Genomic DNA, 17687 nt, shown 5'->3' on the forward strand with positions numbered 1-17687 from the left:
AGCCAGTGAGCGAGGGACACAGCGCATGACCGTGCAGATCGAGGAGGCGCCGGCCCCACCGCCCCCGCGGGTACCCGGCACGGTGGTCCGACCACGGCGGGCGCGGCCCCGTGGCCTGCCCGCCGGCTGGCTGCCGTACCTGCTGCTCGCCCCGGCCGTCGCGGCCATGGTCGCGGTGCTGGGCTACGCGCTGGTCCGCAACCTGCTGATCTCGTTCCAGGAGTTCGGCCGGCGCCAGCTGATCTCCCGCACCACCGAGTACACCGGGTTCGACAACTACCGCGCGGTCCTGGAGAACGAGCGGTTCTGGTCCTCGCTCGGTCGCACGTTCGCCTTCATGGCGGTCAACGTGGTGCTGATCATGGTCATCGGCACCCTCATCGGCCTGCTGCTGACGAGCCTGGGCCGGAAGATGCGCCTGCTGCTGTCGGTCAGCCTGGTGGCCGCCTGGGCGATGCCGCCCATCTCCAGCACCACCGTCTTCCGGTGGCTGTTCGACACCCAGTTCGGCGTCGCCAACTGGGTGATGCGCAGCCTCGGCTTCTCGGGATACGACCAGCACAACTGGTTCGGCAGCGGCCTGTCCACGCTGACCATCGTCACCGTGCTGATCGTCTGGGCCTCCGTGCCGTTCGTGGCGCTGAACCTCTACGCGGGACTGACCACCATCAGCGGCGAGATCTACGAGGCGGCCCGGGTGGACGGCGCGTCGTCCTGGCGGATCTTCTGGTCCATCCTGGCGCCGATCATGCGGCCGTTCTTCCTGATCACCACCTTCCTGGAGATCATCTGGGTCTTCAAGGCGTTCGTGCAGGTGTACGCGCTGAACGGCGGCGGCCCCGACCGCGAGTCCGAGACCCTCCCGGTCATGGCCTACATCGAGGGCATGGGCCAGAACCAGTACGGCTCCGGCGCCGCCATCTCCGTGCTGACCCTGGTCATCCTGCTGGTCGCCATGTCCTTCTACTTCCGCCTCATCCTCCGGCAGGAAGCCCGCGACACACCAGCGAAGGAGCACGCATGAGGACGCGCAGGCTCGGGCTCAACGCCCTGGCTCTGGGACTGTCGGCGGTCTTCCTGTTCCCCGTCTACTGGATGTTCTCCACCTCCTTCAAGAGCAACTCCGAGGTGCTCGTCCGGGAGCCGGTCTTCCTCTTCGCCCCGACCTTCGAGCACTACTCCACCGCGACCGGCGTCGAGCTCTTCTGGACCTACGCGCGCAACAGCGTCCTGGTCACGCTCGGCGCCGTGCTGCTGGCCCTGGTGGTCGCGCTGGCCGCCAGCTTCGCGCTGGCCAGGATGGACTTCAGGGGCCGGCGCGGCATGGTGCTGGTGGTGATGGCCGCTCAGATGGCCCCGTGGGAGATCCTCATCATCGTGATGTACCTGAACGCCAGGGACATGTCGATGCTCAACAGCATCGGCACGCTGACCATCGTCTACTTCGTGATGGCGCTGCCTTTCACGATCTGGACCCTGCGTGGTTTCATCGCGGCGGTGCCGAAGGAGCTGGAGGAGTCCGCCATGATCGACGGCTGCGGTCGGCTACAGGCGTTCCGCCGGGTGATCTTCCCGCTGCTGGCCCCCGGCCTGATGGCCACCTCGCTCTTCGGCTTCATCCTGGCCTGGAACGAGTACGCCATGGTGCTGGTGCTCAACAAGTCGCCCGAGGCGGCCACCCTGCCGCTGTGGCTGACCCAGTTCCAGACGAACTTCGGCAACGACTGGGGCGCCACGATGGCGGCCTCCACGCTGTTCACCCTCCCGGTGCTGATCGTCTTCCTCCTCCTCCAGCGACGGGTCACCGGCGGGCTCACCGCCGGTGCCGTGAAGGGATAGCCCGCATGAGCACAGCGGTACGCGACTCCGACACCGTCACCAGGGACGCGCTGGCCGTCCTCCACCCCACCTTCTCCGGCACCACCAGCGCCCCCGACTGGCTGCTGCGGCTGCTGGAGCACGGCATGACCGGCGTCGGCGTCTTCGCCCGCAACATCGTCACCGTCGAACAGTTCTCCCAGCTCACGGCGCAGCTACGCGCGGTGCGTCCGGAGCTGCTGGTGGCCATCGACGAGGAGGGCGGCGACGTCACCCGGCTCGAGGTGGCCACCGGCTCCTCGTTTCCCGGCAACCACGCGCTCGGCAGCGTGGACGACGCCGAGCTGACCCGGGCCGTCGCCACCGAGATAGGCCAGCGCCTCGCCGCGTGCGGGGTCTCCGTCAACTGGGCGCCCTCCGCGGACGTCAACTCCGATCCGGACAACCCGGTGATCGGCGTCCGCTCCTTCGGCGACGACCCGCGGCTGGTCGCCCGCCACACCGCCGCCTACGTGGACGGCCTGCAGAGCGCGGGCGTGGCCGCCTGCGTCAAGCACTTCCCGGGACACGGCAACACCAACGTCGACTCGCATCTGGCGCTGCCGCACATCGACGTCGACCTCGACACCCTGCGGGCCCGCGAGCTGGTGCCGTTCCAGGCCGGCATCGCGGCCGGCGCCCGCTGCCTGATGAGCGCGCACATCGTGATCCCCGCCCTCGACCCCGACCGCCCCGGCACCCTGAGCAGCGCCGTGCTGACCGACCTGCTGCGCGCCCCCGTCGCCGAGGACGGCCTCGGCTTCGACGGCGTCGTCTACACCGACGGCATGGAGATGCGGGCCGTCACCGACACCTACGGCCTCGACCGCGGCAGCGTGCTGGCCATCGCCGCGGGTGCCGACGCCGTCTGCGTCGGCGGCACCCCCTCCGACGAGGCCCAGGTGCTGTGGTTGCGCGACGCGCTGGTCAGGGCGGTGCACGACGGCGAGCTGCCCGAGGAACGGCTGCACGACGCCGCGCAGCGGGTCAGGGCCCTCGGCCGGTGGACCGTCAGCAACGGCGCGACCGCCCGGGCCCGGGCCGGGGAGCCGGCCGGGGAGCTGTCCGCGCTCGGGCTGGCCGCCGCCCGCCGGGCCCTGCGGGTGACCCCGCCGGCGGACCGGGAGGCGGCGCCGCCCCTGATCCGGCCGCCGTACGTCGCCGCGTTCACCCCGGTGGCGAACCAGGCCGCCGGCTCGCAGACCCCGTGGGGCGTCGCCGAGGAGCTGGACCGGCTGCTGCCGGGCACCCGGTCCGGCGAGCACACCCGGGTCGAGGTCGAACGGCTCGGCACCGCGGCGGCGACCGAGGAACTGCTGCGCGCCGCCGGCGACCGGCCGCTGGTCGCGGTGGTGCGCGACGTGCACCGGCACCCGTGGATGGCCGACGCGCTGCGGGCGCTGCTCGACGCCAGGCCCGACACCGCCGTGATCGAGATGGGCGTCCCGCAGGCACCGCCGGTCGGCGCGCCGCACGTCGCCACCCACGGCGCCGCCCGGGTCTGCGCCAGGGCGGCCGCCGAGGCCGTCACCGGACGCCGGTAGCGCCCGGTAGAGCGGGGGAGCCGGGGGAGCCCGGCAGTGGAAGGCCGAGACGAGGAGAGGGCGTGAGGGCCTGATGAACGGAAGCCCGCTGAACGGAAGGGGGGCCGCCGTGCGCACCACCGGGCCGGCCGGCCGACTGATGGCCGCGGAGATCGCCGAGCAGCCGGAGGTGCTGCGCCGGCTGCTGGACGAGGGCGCGGCGGACATCCGCGCCGTGGCGGAGCGGATCGCCGCCAGGCGCCCGCGCTTCGTGCTGCTCACCGGGCGCGGCACGTCGGACAACGCCGCGCTGTACGCGAAGTACCTCATCGAGATCCTGCTGGGCCTGCCCTGCGGGCTCACCTCCATGTCCACCACCACCGCCTACGGGGCGCGCCCCGACCTCACCGACTGCCTGGTGGTGGCGGTGAGCCAGTCCGGTGGCTCGCCCGACCTGGTGGCCTCCACCACCGCGGCCCGGGAGGCCGGGGCGATCACCCTGGCCGTGACCAACAACGCCGGCTCGCCGCTCGCGGCCGCCAGCGAGTTCCACGTGGACGTGCTCGCCGGGCCCGAGCGGTCCCTGCCGGCCACCAAGACGTACACGGCCGAGCTGCTGGCCCTCTATCTGCTGGTCCAGGGCCTGCGCGGGGAGGACGGCACGACCGCCGCCGCGTCGTTGCCCGACCTGGCCGCGCGGGTCCTGGCGCGCGACGCCGAGGTGCGCGCGCTGGCCGCCCGCTACCGGTTCGCCGAGCGGATGGTGATCACCTCGCGCGGCTACGGCTACCCGACCGCCAAGGAGGCGGCGCTGAAGCTGATGGAGACCAGCTACATTCCGGCGCTGTCCTATTCCGGGGCCGACCTGCTGCACGGCCCGCTGGCCATGGTGGACAACGTCTCCCCGGTGATCGCCATCGTCACCGACGGCCGGGGCGGTGAGGCGCTCCAGCCGGTGCTCGACCGGCTCCGCGACCGGGGGGCGGACCTGGTCGTCGTCGGCCCGCAGGCCCAGGTGGCGGCGGCCTCCGCCGGTTTCGCGCTGCCCACCGAGGGCCTGGCCGAGGAGCTGCAGCCGGTGCTGGAGATCCTGCCGCTGCAGATGCTCGCCTACGAGGTCACCATCGCCCGTGGCCAGGATCCGGACGCGCCCCGCGCGCTGGCGAAGGTCACCGAGACCCGCTGACCCGCCGATTCGGGTTGATTCTGGCCGATTCTGGCTGATTCGGGCTGGTGTGCCCCCGGGAACACCCACGGGCCGCGGCGCCGGCGAGGGACCCTCAACCCTCTGCGGCACCGCAGCCCGGAGCGATGCGGGCCCGGGGCGCCGTCAGGGCAGAAAACGCCTCGGACCGCGTTCTGCCCTCCTGTGCGGGGAGGACAGACGACGGCGACGGTGGCAGACGTGTGCCAACGTCTGGACGGCCCATTCTGGTCTCGGCTGCCGCGTGTGTCCATCCTCTGAACACACTTACTCGGCCCCCGCCGGCGCCCGCGGCGCCCGCGCCCGCGCGCGGTGTTCCGCGCACTCTCCCGGGCCCGCGTCCTGACGCGGCGGTAAGCTCGCCAGGGTGCCCTCCATGAACGACCTCGTGCGCCAGCACACCGACCTCGGGGAACGCGACCTCGAGTGGCTCCACCTGCTGGTCTCCGAGTGGCAACTGCTCGCCGACCTCTCGTTCGCCGATCTGGTGCTGTGGCTGCCCACCCGGGACGGCGCCCGCTACGTCTCGGTGGCCCAGATGCGGCCCAACACCGGCCCCACCTCGTACCAGGACGACATGGTCGGGCACCACGTGCCGCGCGGCCGCCGGCCGCTGCTGGACGTGGCCGTCGACGAGGGCCGGATCGTCCGCGAGGGCGACCCGGAATGGCGCGAGGAGGTGCCGGTCCGGGTCGAGTCCATCCCGGTCCGCCGGGAGGACCGGGTGATCGGCGTCATCGCGAGGAACACCAACCTGCTCACCGTGCGCACCCCGAGCCGGCTGGAGCTCACCTATCTGCAGAGCGCCTCCGACCTGGCCCAGATGATCGCCGCCGGCAGCTTCCCGTTCCCCGGCCAGCAGGTGGGCATGGACCGCACGCCCCGGGTCGGCGACGGTTTCATCCGGCTCGACGCCGACGGCGTGGTCCAGTACGCCAGCCCGAACGCGCTCTCCGCCTACCACCGGCTGGGGCTGGCCGCCGATCTGGTGGGGCTGCCGCTCGGCCCGACGACGGCGGAACTCGCCCCGACCCGCGGCCCGGTGGACGAGTCGCTGGTCAAGCTCGCCAGCGGCTGGGCGCCCAGGGAGGCCGAGATCGACGGCCACGACTGCGTCGTGCAGTTGCGTGCCATCCCGCTCAAGCCCAAGGGCGAGCACGTCGGTTCGTTGATCCTCCTCCGCGATGTGACCGAACTGCGCCGACGCGAGCGCGAGTTGATCACGAAGGACGCCACCATCCGGGAGATCCACCACCGGGTGAAGAACAATCTGCAGACCGTCGCCGCCCTGCTGCGGCTCCAGTCCCGACGGATCGGCGCGAGCGGCGACGACCGCGCCAGGGCCGCGCTGGACGAGGCGGTGCGGCGGGTCGGCTCGATCGCCATCGTGCACGAGACGCTCTCCCAGAACCTCGACGAGCGTGTGGAGTTCGACGAGATCGCGGACCGGGTGATCGCCATGGTCGCCGAGCTCTCGCCCGACGGCCGGGTCACCGGCCGCCGCCAGGGCCGTTTCGGGATACTCGACGCGGAGACCGCCACCCCGCTGTCGATGGTGCTCACCGAGGTGCTGCAGAACGCGCTGGAGCACGGCTTCGGACCGGGGGAGCGGGGAGAGATCGAGGTCAACGCGGTGCGCTCCGACGCCCGGCGGGGGGAGCCGGGACGCCTGCTGGTCACCATCAGGGACGACGGGCGTGGCCTGCCGGCCGAGTTCGACCCGCTGCGGCACGGCAACCTCGGGCTGCAGATCGTGCGGACGCTGGTGGAGGGCGAGTTGGGTGGCGGGTTCGACATGGTGCCGGCCACCAACGGCGGCACCCGCGTGGTGCTCGACATCCCCCTCGTCCAGCACAAACGCTGAGCCCGACCGCGTCTGACGCCGCATCGGACTCAACACCGCATCGGACTCAACACCGAGCCAGAACAGCCCTGAGCCCCGACCCGGGGTGACTGTGTCACCGGATCGGGGCTCAGTGCCGTGTCGTGCGCGCACTCGAAAGGTGCTGCGTGCTGCGGCTCGGGGCAGCGGGTGGCTTGATGGCTGCGGGGGGACCGCCGGGCAGGGCGTGCCTCAGGCGGTCGCCTTCCGCGCTCGGTTCCGGGCGGCGCGGCGCTTCATCGCACGGCGCTCGTCCTCGCTCATTCCACCCCATACGCCGGAGTCCTGGCCGGACTCCAGCGCCCACTGCAGGCACTGCTCCATGACGGGGCAGCGGCGGCAGACGGCCTTGGCTTCCTCGATCTGCAGCAGCGCAGGACCGGTGTTGCCGATGGGGAAGAACAGCTCGGGGTCCTCCTCGCGGCAAACGGCGCTGTGACGCCAGTCCATGTCTGCTCCATCTCCTGCACGTTGCTGTTACGTTGCTTGTGAATGTGAACGCTTTCACGAATCCCCCCACAAAGAACGAGCGCTAGCTCAAGGGTGTGGGAGTGAGGATTCGGGCTCTCAAGGGGGCCCGTAGGTCGGCCGTCCCGATCGCCAAGTAGAGACTCGCAAACCTCGGCGGCGGATACAACCCCTTCCGGAAAGTTTTTTTTGATTCCTTGGTGTCGGGTTGCTCACAGCCCTATAACCCTCGGGTGCGGTCTGCACTAAACGTTCGACTGGAAGGACTTTCCGGGGTTCCGCTCACACAATCACACGCAGTGCATGCCGTGCACCTGTGAAGCGCACGCTGGTTCGCAGTCCCAGGTGGTCACCATCAAGCTGAAACGGCAGTGGCGCCTGCGATTGCAAGGTGACCTCGGCCTCGTCGTGCAGGGACACCACATGCTTCCCGTGCACCCCGCGTTCCGGGGTCGTGCGCAGCAGTTGGGTGCCGTACCTGGCCACCGCCGCGGAGGACAGCCGGGACAGGCCGAACACGTCGAGCCCGGTGTCGAACGAGGCGCGGGGGGCGGCGTAGATGGGCCGGTTGCCCAGGAAGGTCCACGGCGCGGTGTTGCAGATGACGGCCAGCGCCAGGCCCTCGATCGGCTCCTCGTCCGGGCGCAGCAGCGAGATGCCGCCGCGCACCCTGGCCCGGTAGTCGCCGACGAAGTGCCGCACCGCCTGCCGCACGTACAGCGCGTGCGTGGAGCGCTTGCCGCGCTCCCGCTGCGACTCCACCCGGCCCACCACGCCCGCGTCGAAGCCGAAGCCGGCGTTGAAGGTGAACCAGCGCCGAGGCACCTCGGCGTCGACGCTGCCCGGCGTGCCGCTGGCCAGGCCGAGCCCGATCGGGCGCTCGCGGCGGGCGCGAATCGCGTCGAGCAGCGCGCCGGTGGCCTCCACGGCGTGATTCGGAAGACCGAGCGCCCGCGCGAAGACGTTTGTCGAGCCCCCCGGCACCACCGCGAGCCGGGGCAGCAGCTCCCGCTCCTCCCCCTGCGGGTCCTGGTGCAGCAGCCCGTTGACCACCTCGTTGACCGTGCCGTCGCCACCGAGGGCGATCACCACGTCGGCGGCGTTCCGCTCCGCGGCCTCTCTGGCCAGCTCCCTGGCGTGCCCGCGGTACTCGGTGCCGGCCACCTCCAGCTTCAACTCGCTGGCCAGCGCCCGGCTGATGACGTCGCGGGTGCGCGCGCTGGTGGTGGTGGCAGCGGGGTTGACCACGAGGAGTGCGCGCATGAAGTGCAGCGTACCGAGGCCGGGGCGAGCCCGGAGCGGGGGGAGTCCGGCGATACCCTGGCGGGGTGAGCGAAGCGTCGACCGTTGATCCCCGGCGGCCGCGGCGGGTCACCGCCGCGGCGCTGCTGTGCGGGCTGCAGGGTGTGGTGATCGCCGGGCTCGGCGTCTTCATGCTGGGGCTGCTCGTCTTCGGCGATCCGGACGACACCGTGCAGGCGGCGACCGGCGCGGTCACCGTGCTGGCGCTGGCGGCGCTGCCGCTGGCCGCCGGGCTCGGCCTGTGGCGGCTGCGCCGCTGGAGCCGGGGCCCGGCCGTGATCGTCCAGCTGCTGGCGCTGCCCACGGCCTGGGGGATGGCCGGCGGCGGAGCCGCGTGGCCGCTGGCCGGCGCCGCCCTGGCCGCGTCGGCCCTGGCGACGCTCGGCTGCCTGATCAACCCGACCGCCACCACGGCCCTCGGCATCGGCCCCGGGAACGAACGCTCCGCCGGCCGCGCCTGAACGTCTCGCTTCCCGCGCGGCGCGCCCCCGCGAAGCGGTGGCCTGCCGGCCCGGCCGGAGCACCGTGCTTCCCGTGCCCGCGGGCGGGTGTGGTCCCCGGCCGGCCTGGGCGCTGCGCGTGCTGCCCTCGGAGCCCTGTGGGGGTGTTGGTGGGGTAGTTGCGGTGAAGCGTCAGGACCGGCTCGCCGTGCGGCACGCACCCGGCACGTTCCCCGCGGCGTGGCCGGTCACGCGGCGACCCTGCGTGGGCCATTGCGCGGACCGGTCCGCGCAATGCGTTATTCCTCCACGAGGAGCTTCTCGCGCAGCTGCGCGAGCGTGCGGGCCAGCAGGCGGGAGACGTGCATCTGGGAGATGCCGACCTCCTGGGCGATCTGCGACTGGGTCATGTTGCCGAAGAAGCGCAGCAGCAGGATCTTCTTCTCGCGCGGCGGCAGCTCCTCCAGCAGCGGCTTCAGCGACTCCCGGTACTCCACGCCCTCCAGGGCGTCGTCCTCGGCGCCCAGCGTGTCGGCGACGGCCGGCGACTCGTCGTCCGTGTCCGGGACGTCGAGCGAGAGCGTGCTGTAGGCGTTGGCGGACTCCAGGCCCTCCAGCACGTCCTCCTCCGAGATGTTCAGCCGCTGGGCCAGCTCGTGCACGGTCGGCGCGCGGCCGTGCTGCTGGGACAGCTCCGCCGTGGCCGTGCTCAGCGACAGCCGCAGCTCCTGGAGCCGCCGCGGCACCCGCACCGCCCAGCCCTTGTCCCGGAAGTGGCGCTTGATCTCGCCGACCACGGTGGGCGTCGCGTACGTGGAGAACTCCACGCCGCGCTCCGGGTCGAACCGGTCGACGGACTTGATGAGGCCGATCGTCGCGACCTGCGTCAGGTCGTCCAGCGGTTCGCCGCGGTTCCTGAACCGCCGCGCCAGATGCTCCACCAGCGGCAGGTGCATCCGGACCAGGCTGTCGCGCAGCTCCGCGCGCGCCGCGGAACCGTCGGGGAGCTTGCGCAGCTCCACGAAGAGCTCGCGCGCGGCGCTGCGGTCGTGCGGGTCCGGCAGCACCCGCCGGGTCGGCTGCGGGCGCTGCGCCGCGAGCTCGGGCCGCAGCGTGGCCTCGACCGTGCCCTCCACGGTGGTCACCGTCTGAATCGGCTGTCCCGGCTGGCCCGCGGGCTGCCCGGGGATCTCCGGAAGCTCAGGGATCTCCGGCGCGGCGGTGCCGCCGACCGGCTCCTGGCGACCCGTCGGCGTTGCCTGTCTCACTTCGTTCACCTCGGCGTTCACCTCGGCCCCCTCGTCCTCAGGTGGCGACCCCTGTGTGCCGGTCACGGCGCTCCGGGGGCGGCGCCGCGCTTCTTGTGCAGGCTGATGCTGACCGTCTTGTCCTCCGCGACGGCGGACTCGACCTCGCCCGCCAACGCGGTCAGTACCGTCCAGGCGAAGGTGTCCCGTTCGGGCGCGTGCCCCTCCGTGGTGGGCGCCGAGACCGTGACCCGCAGCGCGTCCCCGACCAGCGTGAAGACACAGTCGAGCACGCTGCCTGGCCGTGCCTGTTGCAGCAGGATCGCGCAGGCCTCGTCGACCGCGATGCGCAGGTCCTCGATCTCGTCGAGGGTGAAGTCCAGCCGGGCGGCGAGACCGGCCGTGGCCGTACGCAGCACGGACAGGTAGGCACCCGCCGCTGGCAGCCGGACTTCCACGAAGTCCTGCGAACCGGGTTCACCTGGGAATGGGGACACCCTCACCTCCACGGTGGCTCTCACTCATCCGCTCATCGGGCACTGGTCGAGCGCTGGTCGACGCTGACGGGCACCGCCGGGGCACCCTGGGACACGTTGGCCACGAACCGGCCGCGCTGACGGTTCGCCCTGCGACGCTATCGCGATCTCCGGCACGCTGTCGCCCGGTCCGAGATGTGGCCGAGACGTCCCGATCACCTCGGCGGTATTACTCATCGTAATGCATTCGGTGCTTATCGTGGCCGGGTGGGGTGTCAATTCCAGGAACGGGCCCGGGACTTCCTCCCGCTCCCGCGCTCGGACGTTCACCAGTCCGATCGTACGTCCCGGTGGAGCCGGCCCGCGCCCACGAGCGCGACCGCGGCGAGCAGGATGGTCACGCTGATGAAGACGATGGTGACGACGTCGAGTATGCCGCGCACGGAGTCGAAGTATGCGTCCCAGTTGCCGAGCTGGAAGCGGAGGGTCACCACACGGGCCTGGAGGTAGGCGGCGACGGCCAGGAGGGTGAGCCCGGCGCCGCGGGCCACGCGGCGGCCCAGCAGCGCCAGCACGCCGACCACCACCAGCGAGACGATGAGCGCCGCCTCGTAGAACGCGAATCCGCTGTTGAGGCTGAGCGGTGAGTAGTACACGGAGGGATCGACCAGTTCGCGCAGGTAGTCGTGGAAGGGCTGCACGTTTCCGTCGTCCATCTGCCACTGGCGGTCCACCACCCATGCGGCCTGCACCACGCCGATCGCGACCAGCAGCACGCCGGCCAGCCGGTACGGCGGCGGCGTCAGCGTGCGCGGCGTCCGGCCGGACTGCTCGCGCGCCTGCAACATGAGGATCAGTACGGTCACGGCGATGGCGAGCCCGATGCCGTACGTGGCCAGCATCCACGCCCCGTAGTCGGGGTGCTCGAAGTCCTTCCGGTAGTCGGAGTCGATCGAGCCGACGGCCTGTCGGAGGCAGATGCCCAGCAGCAGGAAGGCCAGCAGCAGGGCGCCGCCGCGGGCGACCCGGCGTTGGCAGAGCGCCAGCACGGCGACCGTCAGCAGAGCCAGCGCGAAGGCCCATTCGTAGGGCGTCAGTAGCTGCGCGTCCCTCGCGTGCAGCGGATCGACGAGCGCCTGGAGCAGGTCGCCGACGCCGCTGTCGGAGTTCCGGAGGCCGTCGACGATCCACCCGATCACGCCGCCGGCGAAGACCATCAGCAGGACGGCGCTCACGGCGTACGGCGCGATCTGGTGCGCCGGGATCCGGCCGCCGCCCTCGTCCGGGCCCGGGCCGTGCGGTCCGGCGGCCGGGGGAGCGCCGTGCGGCGAGGGCCAGAACGGCGACGGCGCGGGTGCCGCGTACGGCGACGGCGGCGCGTACGGCGATGGCGAGTTGGAGCCGCCGGGCTGCGCTGGCTGATCCGGCGACGGTCCTGTGTTCCCTGCGGACATGTGCGAATCCCCCGATACCTCGCGTCTCGTTACACCATGGTGGCGCACCCGACGGTGGGGAGGAAGCCGTTGGTGCGGAGTTGCACGGGCGTTGCACAGGACGCCCCCGGGGGCGCGTGCGTCATCCCCAGCCGTGCAGGGTGACGCCGACGTCGCCGGTCAGGCAGCGGTGGAGCACGGCGTCGGTGGAGAACACCACGTCGCGCGGCAGGTCCCCGGTGGGCAGCCAGCGGACCTCGGAGTGCTTGCGGGGCTCGGCGTTGACCAGCGTCCCGCGCCAGCGGTGCGCGGTGAAGATGACGGTGAGGAAGCCGCCGGGGGACTCCGCGCCGACGGCGCCGTGCACGACGTGCGCCAGCGTCAGGTCGGCCGGGTCGACGACGAGCCCGGTCTCCTCGCGCAGCTCGCGGACGGCGGTCTCGGTGACCGGTTCGCCCGGGTCGCTCTTGCCGACCGGGAGGTCCCACAGCCCGCGCCCGAACTTGGCCCGCGGCCCGCGCCGGAGCAGCACCACGCGGTCGGCGTCCCGGTCGTGCACGACCACGGCCGCGGCGAGCAGCGTCATCGAGTCGATCGCGGGCGGGAGCGGGACGCTGCCTGACATCGGGTCCTCTCGGGCAACAATCGGGGGCAACAAAAAAGCGCCCCGTGGCGACGGGGCGAAATCCTCGCTATATTGCTTGGTTTGGTAGGCGTCAAGAATGCACAAGTCACCTACTGCCGGAAGCAATTCTAGCCATCGGGGGTTATGCGTGTCAAGGGTCGAGAACGACGGCGAACAGAATCACATCACCCGGCTCTACGGGCGCCTTGACGAACTGCGCGAGCAGACGCGGGACCGGCTCGACGAGGTGCTGGCCCGGACCGGGCTCGGCCACCAGGGCCTGGCCGAACGCGACGTGGCCGCGGCCGAGTTGGCCCAGCGTTTGGGGCGGCTCGACGCCGTTGAGCAGGGCTTGTGCTTCGGCCGGCTGGACCTGCGCGACGGCGAGCGCCGGTACATCGGCCGCATCGGCCTGCTGGAGGACCTGGCCGGGGACGGGGGCGACCGCCCGCTGCTGATCGACTGGCGGGCACCCGCCGCGCGCCCGTTCTACACCGCGACCGCGCTCACCCCGGAACGCGTGCGCCGTCGCCGGCATATCAGCACCGTCGACCGGCGCGTGACCGCGGTCAGGGACGAGGAATTCGGCGGAGAGGCGCGCGCCACCGCCGGCGAATCGGCATTGTTCGCGGCGCTCAACGCGGCCCGCACCGGGCGAATGTCGGACATCGTCGCGACCATCCAGGCGGAACAGGACGAGATCATCCGCTCCGCGCACCGCGGCGTCCTCGTCGTCCAGGGCGGCCCCGGCACCGGCAAGACCGCCGTCGCGCTGCACCGGGCCGCCTACCTGCTCTACACCCAGCGCGAGCGTCTCGCCAGGAGCGTGGTGCTCATCGTCGGCCCCAACCCGACGTTCCTGCGCTACATCGAGGAGGTGCTGCCCTCGCTCGGCGAGACCGGCGTGCTGCTGGCCACCGTGGACGACCTCTACCCCGGGATCAGGCCCCGCCGGAAGGAGTCCCCCGAGGCGGCCGAGATCAAGGGCCGGGCGGCCATGGCCGAGGTGCTGGCGGCGGCCGTGCGGGACCGGCAGCGGGTCCCCGAGCGGCCGGTCGAGATTCCGTACGAGCACGAGACCGTGCTCCTCGACCCGGACGACGTCGAGGCCGCCCGCCGGTCAGCCAGGGAGTCGCGGCTGCCGCACAACGAGGCGCGCGAGGTGTTCCACGAGCAGGTGGTGGCGGCGCTGGCCGGCCGGCTCGTCGAACGGTACGGGGTGGACCCGTTCGACGGGGAGAACCTCCTCGGCCCGGAGGAGGTCGAGGACTTCCGCCGCGAGCTGCGCGACACCCCAGAGGTGGCCGCCGTGGTCGACGAGCTGTGGCCCTCGCTGATGCCGCAGCGGCTGCTCGCCGAGCTGTTCGCCTCGCCCGAGCGGCTGGCCGCCGCGGCGCCCGGCCTCACCGCCGCGGAGCGGGCCGCGCTGTTCCGGGCGGGACCCGGCTGGAGCCCCGCCGACATCCCGCTGCTCGACGAGGCCGCGGACCTGCTCGGCGTCGACGAGCGCGCGGCCCGGGAGGCGCGGGCGGCCGAGGCGGCGGAGCGCGCCGAGCGGCTCGCGCTGGCCCAGGAGGCGCTCGACGTCGCCTACGGCTCCCGTACCACCGACGTGGACGACGCCGACGGGCCCCACGACGCCGCCGACGCGGAGGCCCCCGACGCCGACACCGAGGACACCGACGCCGCGGAGGTCTCCGGTGCCGCCCGGCCGCGCGCGGGCGGGGTGGACGAGGAGGCCGAGACGCTCGCCGCGTACGACCTGCTGGACGCCGAGCAACTCGCGGAGCGGCACCGGGAACGCGACCACCGGACGCCCGCCGAACGCGCCGCCGCCGACCGCACCTGGGCCTTCGGCCACATCGTGGTGGACGAGGCGCAGGAGCTGTCCGCGATGGACTGGCGGCTGCTGATGCGGCGCTGCCCGGCCCGTTCGATGACCGTGGTCGGGGACATCGCGCAGACCGGCGGCACGGGCGGCGCGCCCTCCTGGGAGGACGTGCTGGCGCCGCACGTCGGCGACCGGTGGCGGCTGGCGGAGCTGACCGTCAACTACCGGCTGCCGGCCGAGATCGCGGAGGTCGCCGCCGGCGTGCTGCGCCGCATCGACCCCGCGCGCCGGGCGCCGGAGGCGGTCCGCACCGGTGGCGTCGAGCCGTGGCGGTGTGCCGTGCCCGAGGCCGAGCTGGGCGCCCTCGCGGCGGAGTTGGCGGCCGCCGAGGCGGCGGGCACCCCGGAGGGCCGGGTCGCGGTCGTCGTCCCCGCCTCCCGGGAGGCGGCGCTGGCCCCCGCGGTGCGCGCGGCGGCGCCCGCGGACCGGGTGGTGGTGCTCGACCCGCGGCGCGCCAAGGGCCTGGAGTTCGACGTCGTGCTCGTCGTCGACCCCGACCGCATCATCGCCGACTCCCGCCGCGGGCTGAACGACCTCTACGTCGCGCTGACCCGACCGACCCAGCGGCTGGGCGTGCTGCACGTGCCCTCGGGGTCCGGGGGCCTGCTGGGTCACCTCAGGACGCGCCCGCGGGACGCCTGATCCGGCGCGAGCGGTGCCCGAGGACGGTCGCGGCCCGCGACCGTCGCGGTCAACGCCCGCGCCGGCGGCTGCCGCGGCCGGGGCGGACCAGGCGGTAGCCGACGAAGGCCAGCAGGCCCACGACGACGGCGATCACGATGACGCGGGAGTAGAGCCCCACCGCGTCGCTGACCCGGTGCCAGTCCTCGCCGAGCTGGTAGCCGGCCAGCACGAAGGCGGTGTTCCAGATCCCGCTGCCGAGCGTCGTCAGCGCCAGGAACAGGCCGAGCGGCATCCTCCCCTGGGCCTCGTCGGTCCGGGAGGGGCCGCCGCTCAGCCCCGCCGGCACCGAGACCAGGCTGCGGAAGACGGGCACCATGCGGCCGAAGAACACGGCCTTGGTGCCGTGCCTGGCGAACCACCGCTCGGTCCGCTCGACGTCCGACACCTTCATCAGGGGGATCCGTTCGGCGACCGTCAGCAGCCGGTCGCGGCCCAGCCACGCCCCCAGCCCGTAGAGCGCGAGCGCCCCCACCACCGAGCCGAGCGTGGTCCACACCAGCACGGCCCACAGGCTCAGGTCGCCCTGGCTCGCCGCGAAGCCGGCGAGCGGCAGGATGATCTCGCTGGGCAGCGGCGGGAAGAGGTTCTCCAGGGCGATGGCGAGCCCGGCGCCCGGTGCCCCCATCGTCTCCATCAGGTCGGTGGCCCAGCCGGCTATGCCGCCGGGGTTCTCGGTCTGGTTGCTCACCGGTACGACCCTAGGCGGCGCCCGCGACTTCGGCGAAGGGTGGGAGCCCCCGCACCATCCTGTGGAAAACCGCAGTTCGCGCCCGCCCACCGGCCGGCTAGCGTGAGCGGCATGCGAAGAGTGCCGCGGCGATGGCTGCGTACGGCGGCCGGGCTCGTGGTCGGGGCGGGCACCGCCGTCGGGCACGTCGGGTACCTGGTCGGCGCCGGCCTGTGCCTGTTGCCCGTGCTCGCCTTCCCGCGCGCCAGGCGCGCGGTGCGGCGCCCGCTCGACGCGGGCGCGCGCCGGCTCGCCGCGGCGGAGCTCCGCCGGCTCGCGCGCTTCACGGACGGCTTCGGACCGCCGCCGTCGCCCGGGCCCGCCGAGCGCTCGCTGGCGTATCTGGTGGCGCGCTGGCCGCTCGGCCTGCTCGGCGCGCTGGTGCTGCTCAGCGTGCTGATCGGGGTGGTGTACGGGAGCGCCCTGGTCTGGGCGTGGTGGGTCCTGGCGCCGATCGAGCAGCCCTTCGCCTTCGTCACCAGCTGCGTCGGCGGCCTCTTCCTGCTGTTCCTGGCCGGGCAGGCGGTGTTCAGCGTCGCCGAACTGGAGGTGCGGCTGGCCCGGCGTTCCCTCGGCCCGGGCGAACAGGAGGCGTTGCGCCGCCGCATCGAGGAACTGGCCAGCAGCCGGGCCGGGGTGGTGACGGCGGTGCACGACGAGCGCCGCCGCATCGAACGGGACCTGCACGACGGCGTGCAGCAACGGCTGGTGGCGCTCGGCATGCTGCTGGGCCGGGCCCGCCGCGCGGCGAACGCCGATCCGGGCGGCGCGGATCCGGGTCGGGAGCTGCTGGCCCAGGCGCACGAACAGGCCAGGCAGGCGCTGACCGAACTGCGCGAGGTGGCCTGGCGGGTCTACCCGACCGCGCTGGACGACGCCGGGCTGCACGCGGCGCTGGAGACCGTGGTCGAACGGTCGGGGCTGCCGGTCCGGCTCGACTACCGGCTCGCCACCCGGCCCGAGCCCGACGTCGCCGCCGTCGCGTACTTCGTGGTCTGCGAGGCGGTCACCAACGCGGTCAAGCACTCGGGCGCCCGCGCGGTCAGCGTCCGGCTCGCCGAGGACGGGCCGGGCCCCGACCCCGACCATGAGCCCGGGCGGGCGACGGCCCGCTCCATCACCGTGCGGGTGCGCGACGACGGCGCGGGCGGCGCGGACCCGGCGGGCGCCGGACTGCTCGGCCTGGCCCGGCGGGCCGCCGCGCTCGACGGCCGGCTGCTGGTGGACAGCCCGGTCGGCGGACCCACCACGATCACCGCGGAGCTGCCGTGCGCGTGATGCTGGCCGACGACTCGACGCTGCTGCGCGAGGGCCTGGTGCGCCTGCTGACCGAGGAGGGGCACCAGGTGACCGCGGCCGTGGGCGACGCCGCGGCGCTGCTGGCCGCGATCGAGCGGGACCCGCCGGACGTGGCGGTCGTCGACGTCCGGATGCCGCCCACGTTGGGCGACGCCTCCCACGACGAGGGGCTGCGGGCCGCGCTGCGGATCCGCGAGCGCTGGCCGGCGGTCGGCGTGCTGGTGCTGTCCCAGTACGTCGAGCGCCGCTACGCCATGGAGCTGCTGACCGGCGACACCGAGGGCGTCGGGTACCTGCTGAAGGACCGCGTCGTGGAGATCGACGAGTTCCTCGACGCCCTGGAACGGGTGGCGGCGGGCCGCGCCGCGTTCGACCCCGAGGTGGTGCGCCAGCTGCTGGTCCGCAGCAGCCACGCCGACCCGATCGCCCGGCTCACGCCCCGGGAGCGCGAGGTCTTGCACGCGATGGCGCAGGGGCACACCAACGCGACCATCGCGGAACGGCTCTTCGTCTCGCGGAGCGCGGTCGAGAAGCACATCAACGCGATCTTCGACAAGCTCGACCTCTCCGCAGCCGCCGCGTCCTGGCCGTCCTCCGCTACCTCGACTCGTAGGGCGCGTGTCGAGTCG

General features: G+C 73.0%; 15 protein-coding genes and 1 pseudogene. 9 read left to right on the forward strand and 7 right to left on the reverse strand.

Annotated features, from left to right (window positions below; all coding sequences use genetic code 11):
- Positions 1-25 precede the first annotated feature (25 nt).
- From ABGB06_RS01195 to ABGB06_RS01215, 5 genes are all read left to right on the forward strand, one after another.
- The gene (locus ABGB06_RS01195) at positions 26-1024 is read left to right on the forward strand and encodes a sugar ABC transporter permease (RefSeq protein ID WP_347584678.1); all 999 of its coding nucleotides are present in this window, start codon (positions 26-28) and stop codon (positions 1022-1024) included.
- Positions 1021-1839 (forward strand): carbohydrate ABC transporter permease, encoded by an 819-nt coding sequence (locus ABGB06_RS01200; protein ID WP_347584679.1) that lies wholly within the window; start codon positions 1021-1023, stop codon positions 1837-1839. The genes ABGB06_RS01195 and ABGB06_RS01200 overlap by 4 nt, the downstream gene beginning before the upstream one ends.
- Positions 1840-1844: 5 nt before the next feature.
- The gene (locus ABGB06_RS01205; RefSeq protein ID WP_347584681.1) at positions 1845-3401 is read left to right on the forward strand and encodes a glycoside hydrolase family 3 protein; all 1557 of its coding nucleotides are present in this window, start codon (positions 1845-1847) and stop codon (positions 3399-3401) included.
- Between the two features lie 73 nt (positions 3402-3474).
- Entirely contained in the window at positions 3475-4566 is a 1092-nt protein-coding gene (locus ABGB06_RS01210; protein ID WP_347584682.1) for an SIS domain-containing protein, read from the forward strand.
- Between the two features lie 394 nt (positions 4567-4960).
- Positions 4961-6448 carry a histidine kinase N-terminal domain-containing protein gene (locus ABGB06_RS01215; RefSeq protein WP_347584683.1) on the forward strand — a complete coding sequence of 496 codons (1488 nt, stop codon included), beginning with the start codon at positions 4961-4963 and terminating at the stop codon, positions 6446-6448.
- A gap of 210 nt (positions 6449-6658) precedes the next feature.
- Here the strand turns inward: ABGB06_RS01215 and ABGB06_RS01220 are convergent, their stop codons facing one another.
- The gene (locus ABGB06_RS01220) at positions 6659-6916 is read right to left on the reverse strand and encodes a WhiB family transcriptional regulator (protein ID WP_062206726.1); all 258 of its coding nucleotides are present in this window, start codon (positions 6914-6916) and stop codon (positions 6659-6661) included.
- A 300-nt stretch (positions 6917-7216) separates the two neighbouring features.
- The gene (locus ABGB06_RS01225) at positions 7217-8197 is read right to left on the reverse strand and encodes a diacylglycerol kinase family protein (protein ID WP_347584684.1); all 981 of its coding nucleotides are present in this window, start codon (positions 8195-8197) and stop codon (positions 7217-7219) included.
- A gap of 65 nt (positions 8198-8262) precedes the next feature.
- On the opposite strand from ABGB06_RS01225, the gene ABGB06_RS01230 reads away from it, so the two are divergent.
- Complete coding sequence (locus ABGB06_RS01230) at positions 8263-8697, forward strand: hypothetical protein (RefSeq protein ID WP_347584685.1); 435 nt, start codon at positions 8263-8265, stop codon at positions 8695-8697.
- A gap of 278 nt (positions 8698-8975) precedes the next feature.
- Here the strand turns inward: ABGB06_RS01230 and ABGB06_RS01235 are convergent, their stop codons facing one another.
- The 4 genes from ABGB06_RS01235 to ABGB06_RS01250 form a co-directional block, all read right to left on the reverse strand.
- Entirely contained in the window at positions 8976-9944 is a 969-nt protein-coding gene (locus ABGB06_RS01235) for an RNA polymerase sigma factor SigF (RefSeq protein WP_347584686.1), read from the reverse strand.
- A 62-nt stretch (positions 9945-10006) separates the two neighbouring features.
- Positions 10007-10420: an anti-sigma regulatory factor gene (locus ABGB06_RS01240; RefSeq protein ID WP_347584687.1), complete on the reverse strand. Its 414-nt coding sequence runs from the start codon at positions 10418-10420 to the stop codon at positions 10007-10009.
- 305 nt (positions 10421-10725) lie between these two features.
- On the reverse strand, positions 10726-11853 hold the full coding sequence (locus tag ABGB06_RS01245; protein ID WP_347584688.1) for a hypothetical protein: 1128 nt from the start codon (positions 11851-11853) through the stop codon (positions 10726-10728).
- Between the two features lie 121 nt (positions 11854-11974).
- Entirely contained in the window at positions 11975-12457 is a 483-nt protein-coding gene (locus ABGB06_RS01250; RefSeq protein WP_347584689.1) for an NUDIX domain-containing protein, read from the reverse strand.
- Between the two features lie 148 nt (positions 12458-12605).
- Between ABGB06_RS01250 and ABGB06_RS01255 the strand changes: the two genes are divergently transcribed.
- A complete protein-coding gene (locus ABGB06_RS01255) occupies positions 12606-14990 on the forward strand; it encodes a helicase (RefSeq protein WP_347584690.1) in 2385 nt (794 codons plus the stop codon).
- 49 nt (positions 14991-15039) lie between these two features.
- Here ABGB06_RS01255 and ABGB06_RS01260 read toward each other — a convergent pair whose 3' ends face one another.
- Positions 15040-15720, reverse strand: coding sequence for a DedA family protein (locus tag ABGB06_RS01260; RefSeq protein WP_347584692.1), 681 nt, complete (start codon positions 15718-15720; stop codon positions 15040-15042).
- A gap of 111 nt (positions 15721-15831) precedes the next feature.
- Between ABGB06_RS01260 and ABGB06_RS01265 the strand changes: the two genes are divergently transcribed.
- Both ABGB06_RS01265 and ABGB06_RS01270 read left to right on the forward strand, forming a co-directional pair.
- Entirely contained in the window at positions 15832-17037 is a 1206-nt protein-coding gene (locus tag ABGB06_RS01265; protein WP_347584693.1) for a histidine kinase, read from the forward strand.
- A pseudogene (locus tag ABGB06_RS01270) lies at positions 17037-17671 on the forward strand (response regulator transcription factor). The gene ABGB06_RS01265 and the pseudogene ABGB06_RS01270 overlap by 1 nt, the downstream one beginning before the upstream one ends.
- Positions 17672-17687 lie beyond the last annotated feature (16 nt).

The organism is Streptomyces sp. B6B3, from assembly GCF_039871525.1.
Lineage (GTDB): Bacteria > Actinomycetota > Actinomycetes > Streptomycetales > Streptomycetaceae > Streptomyces.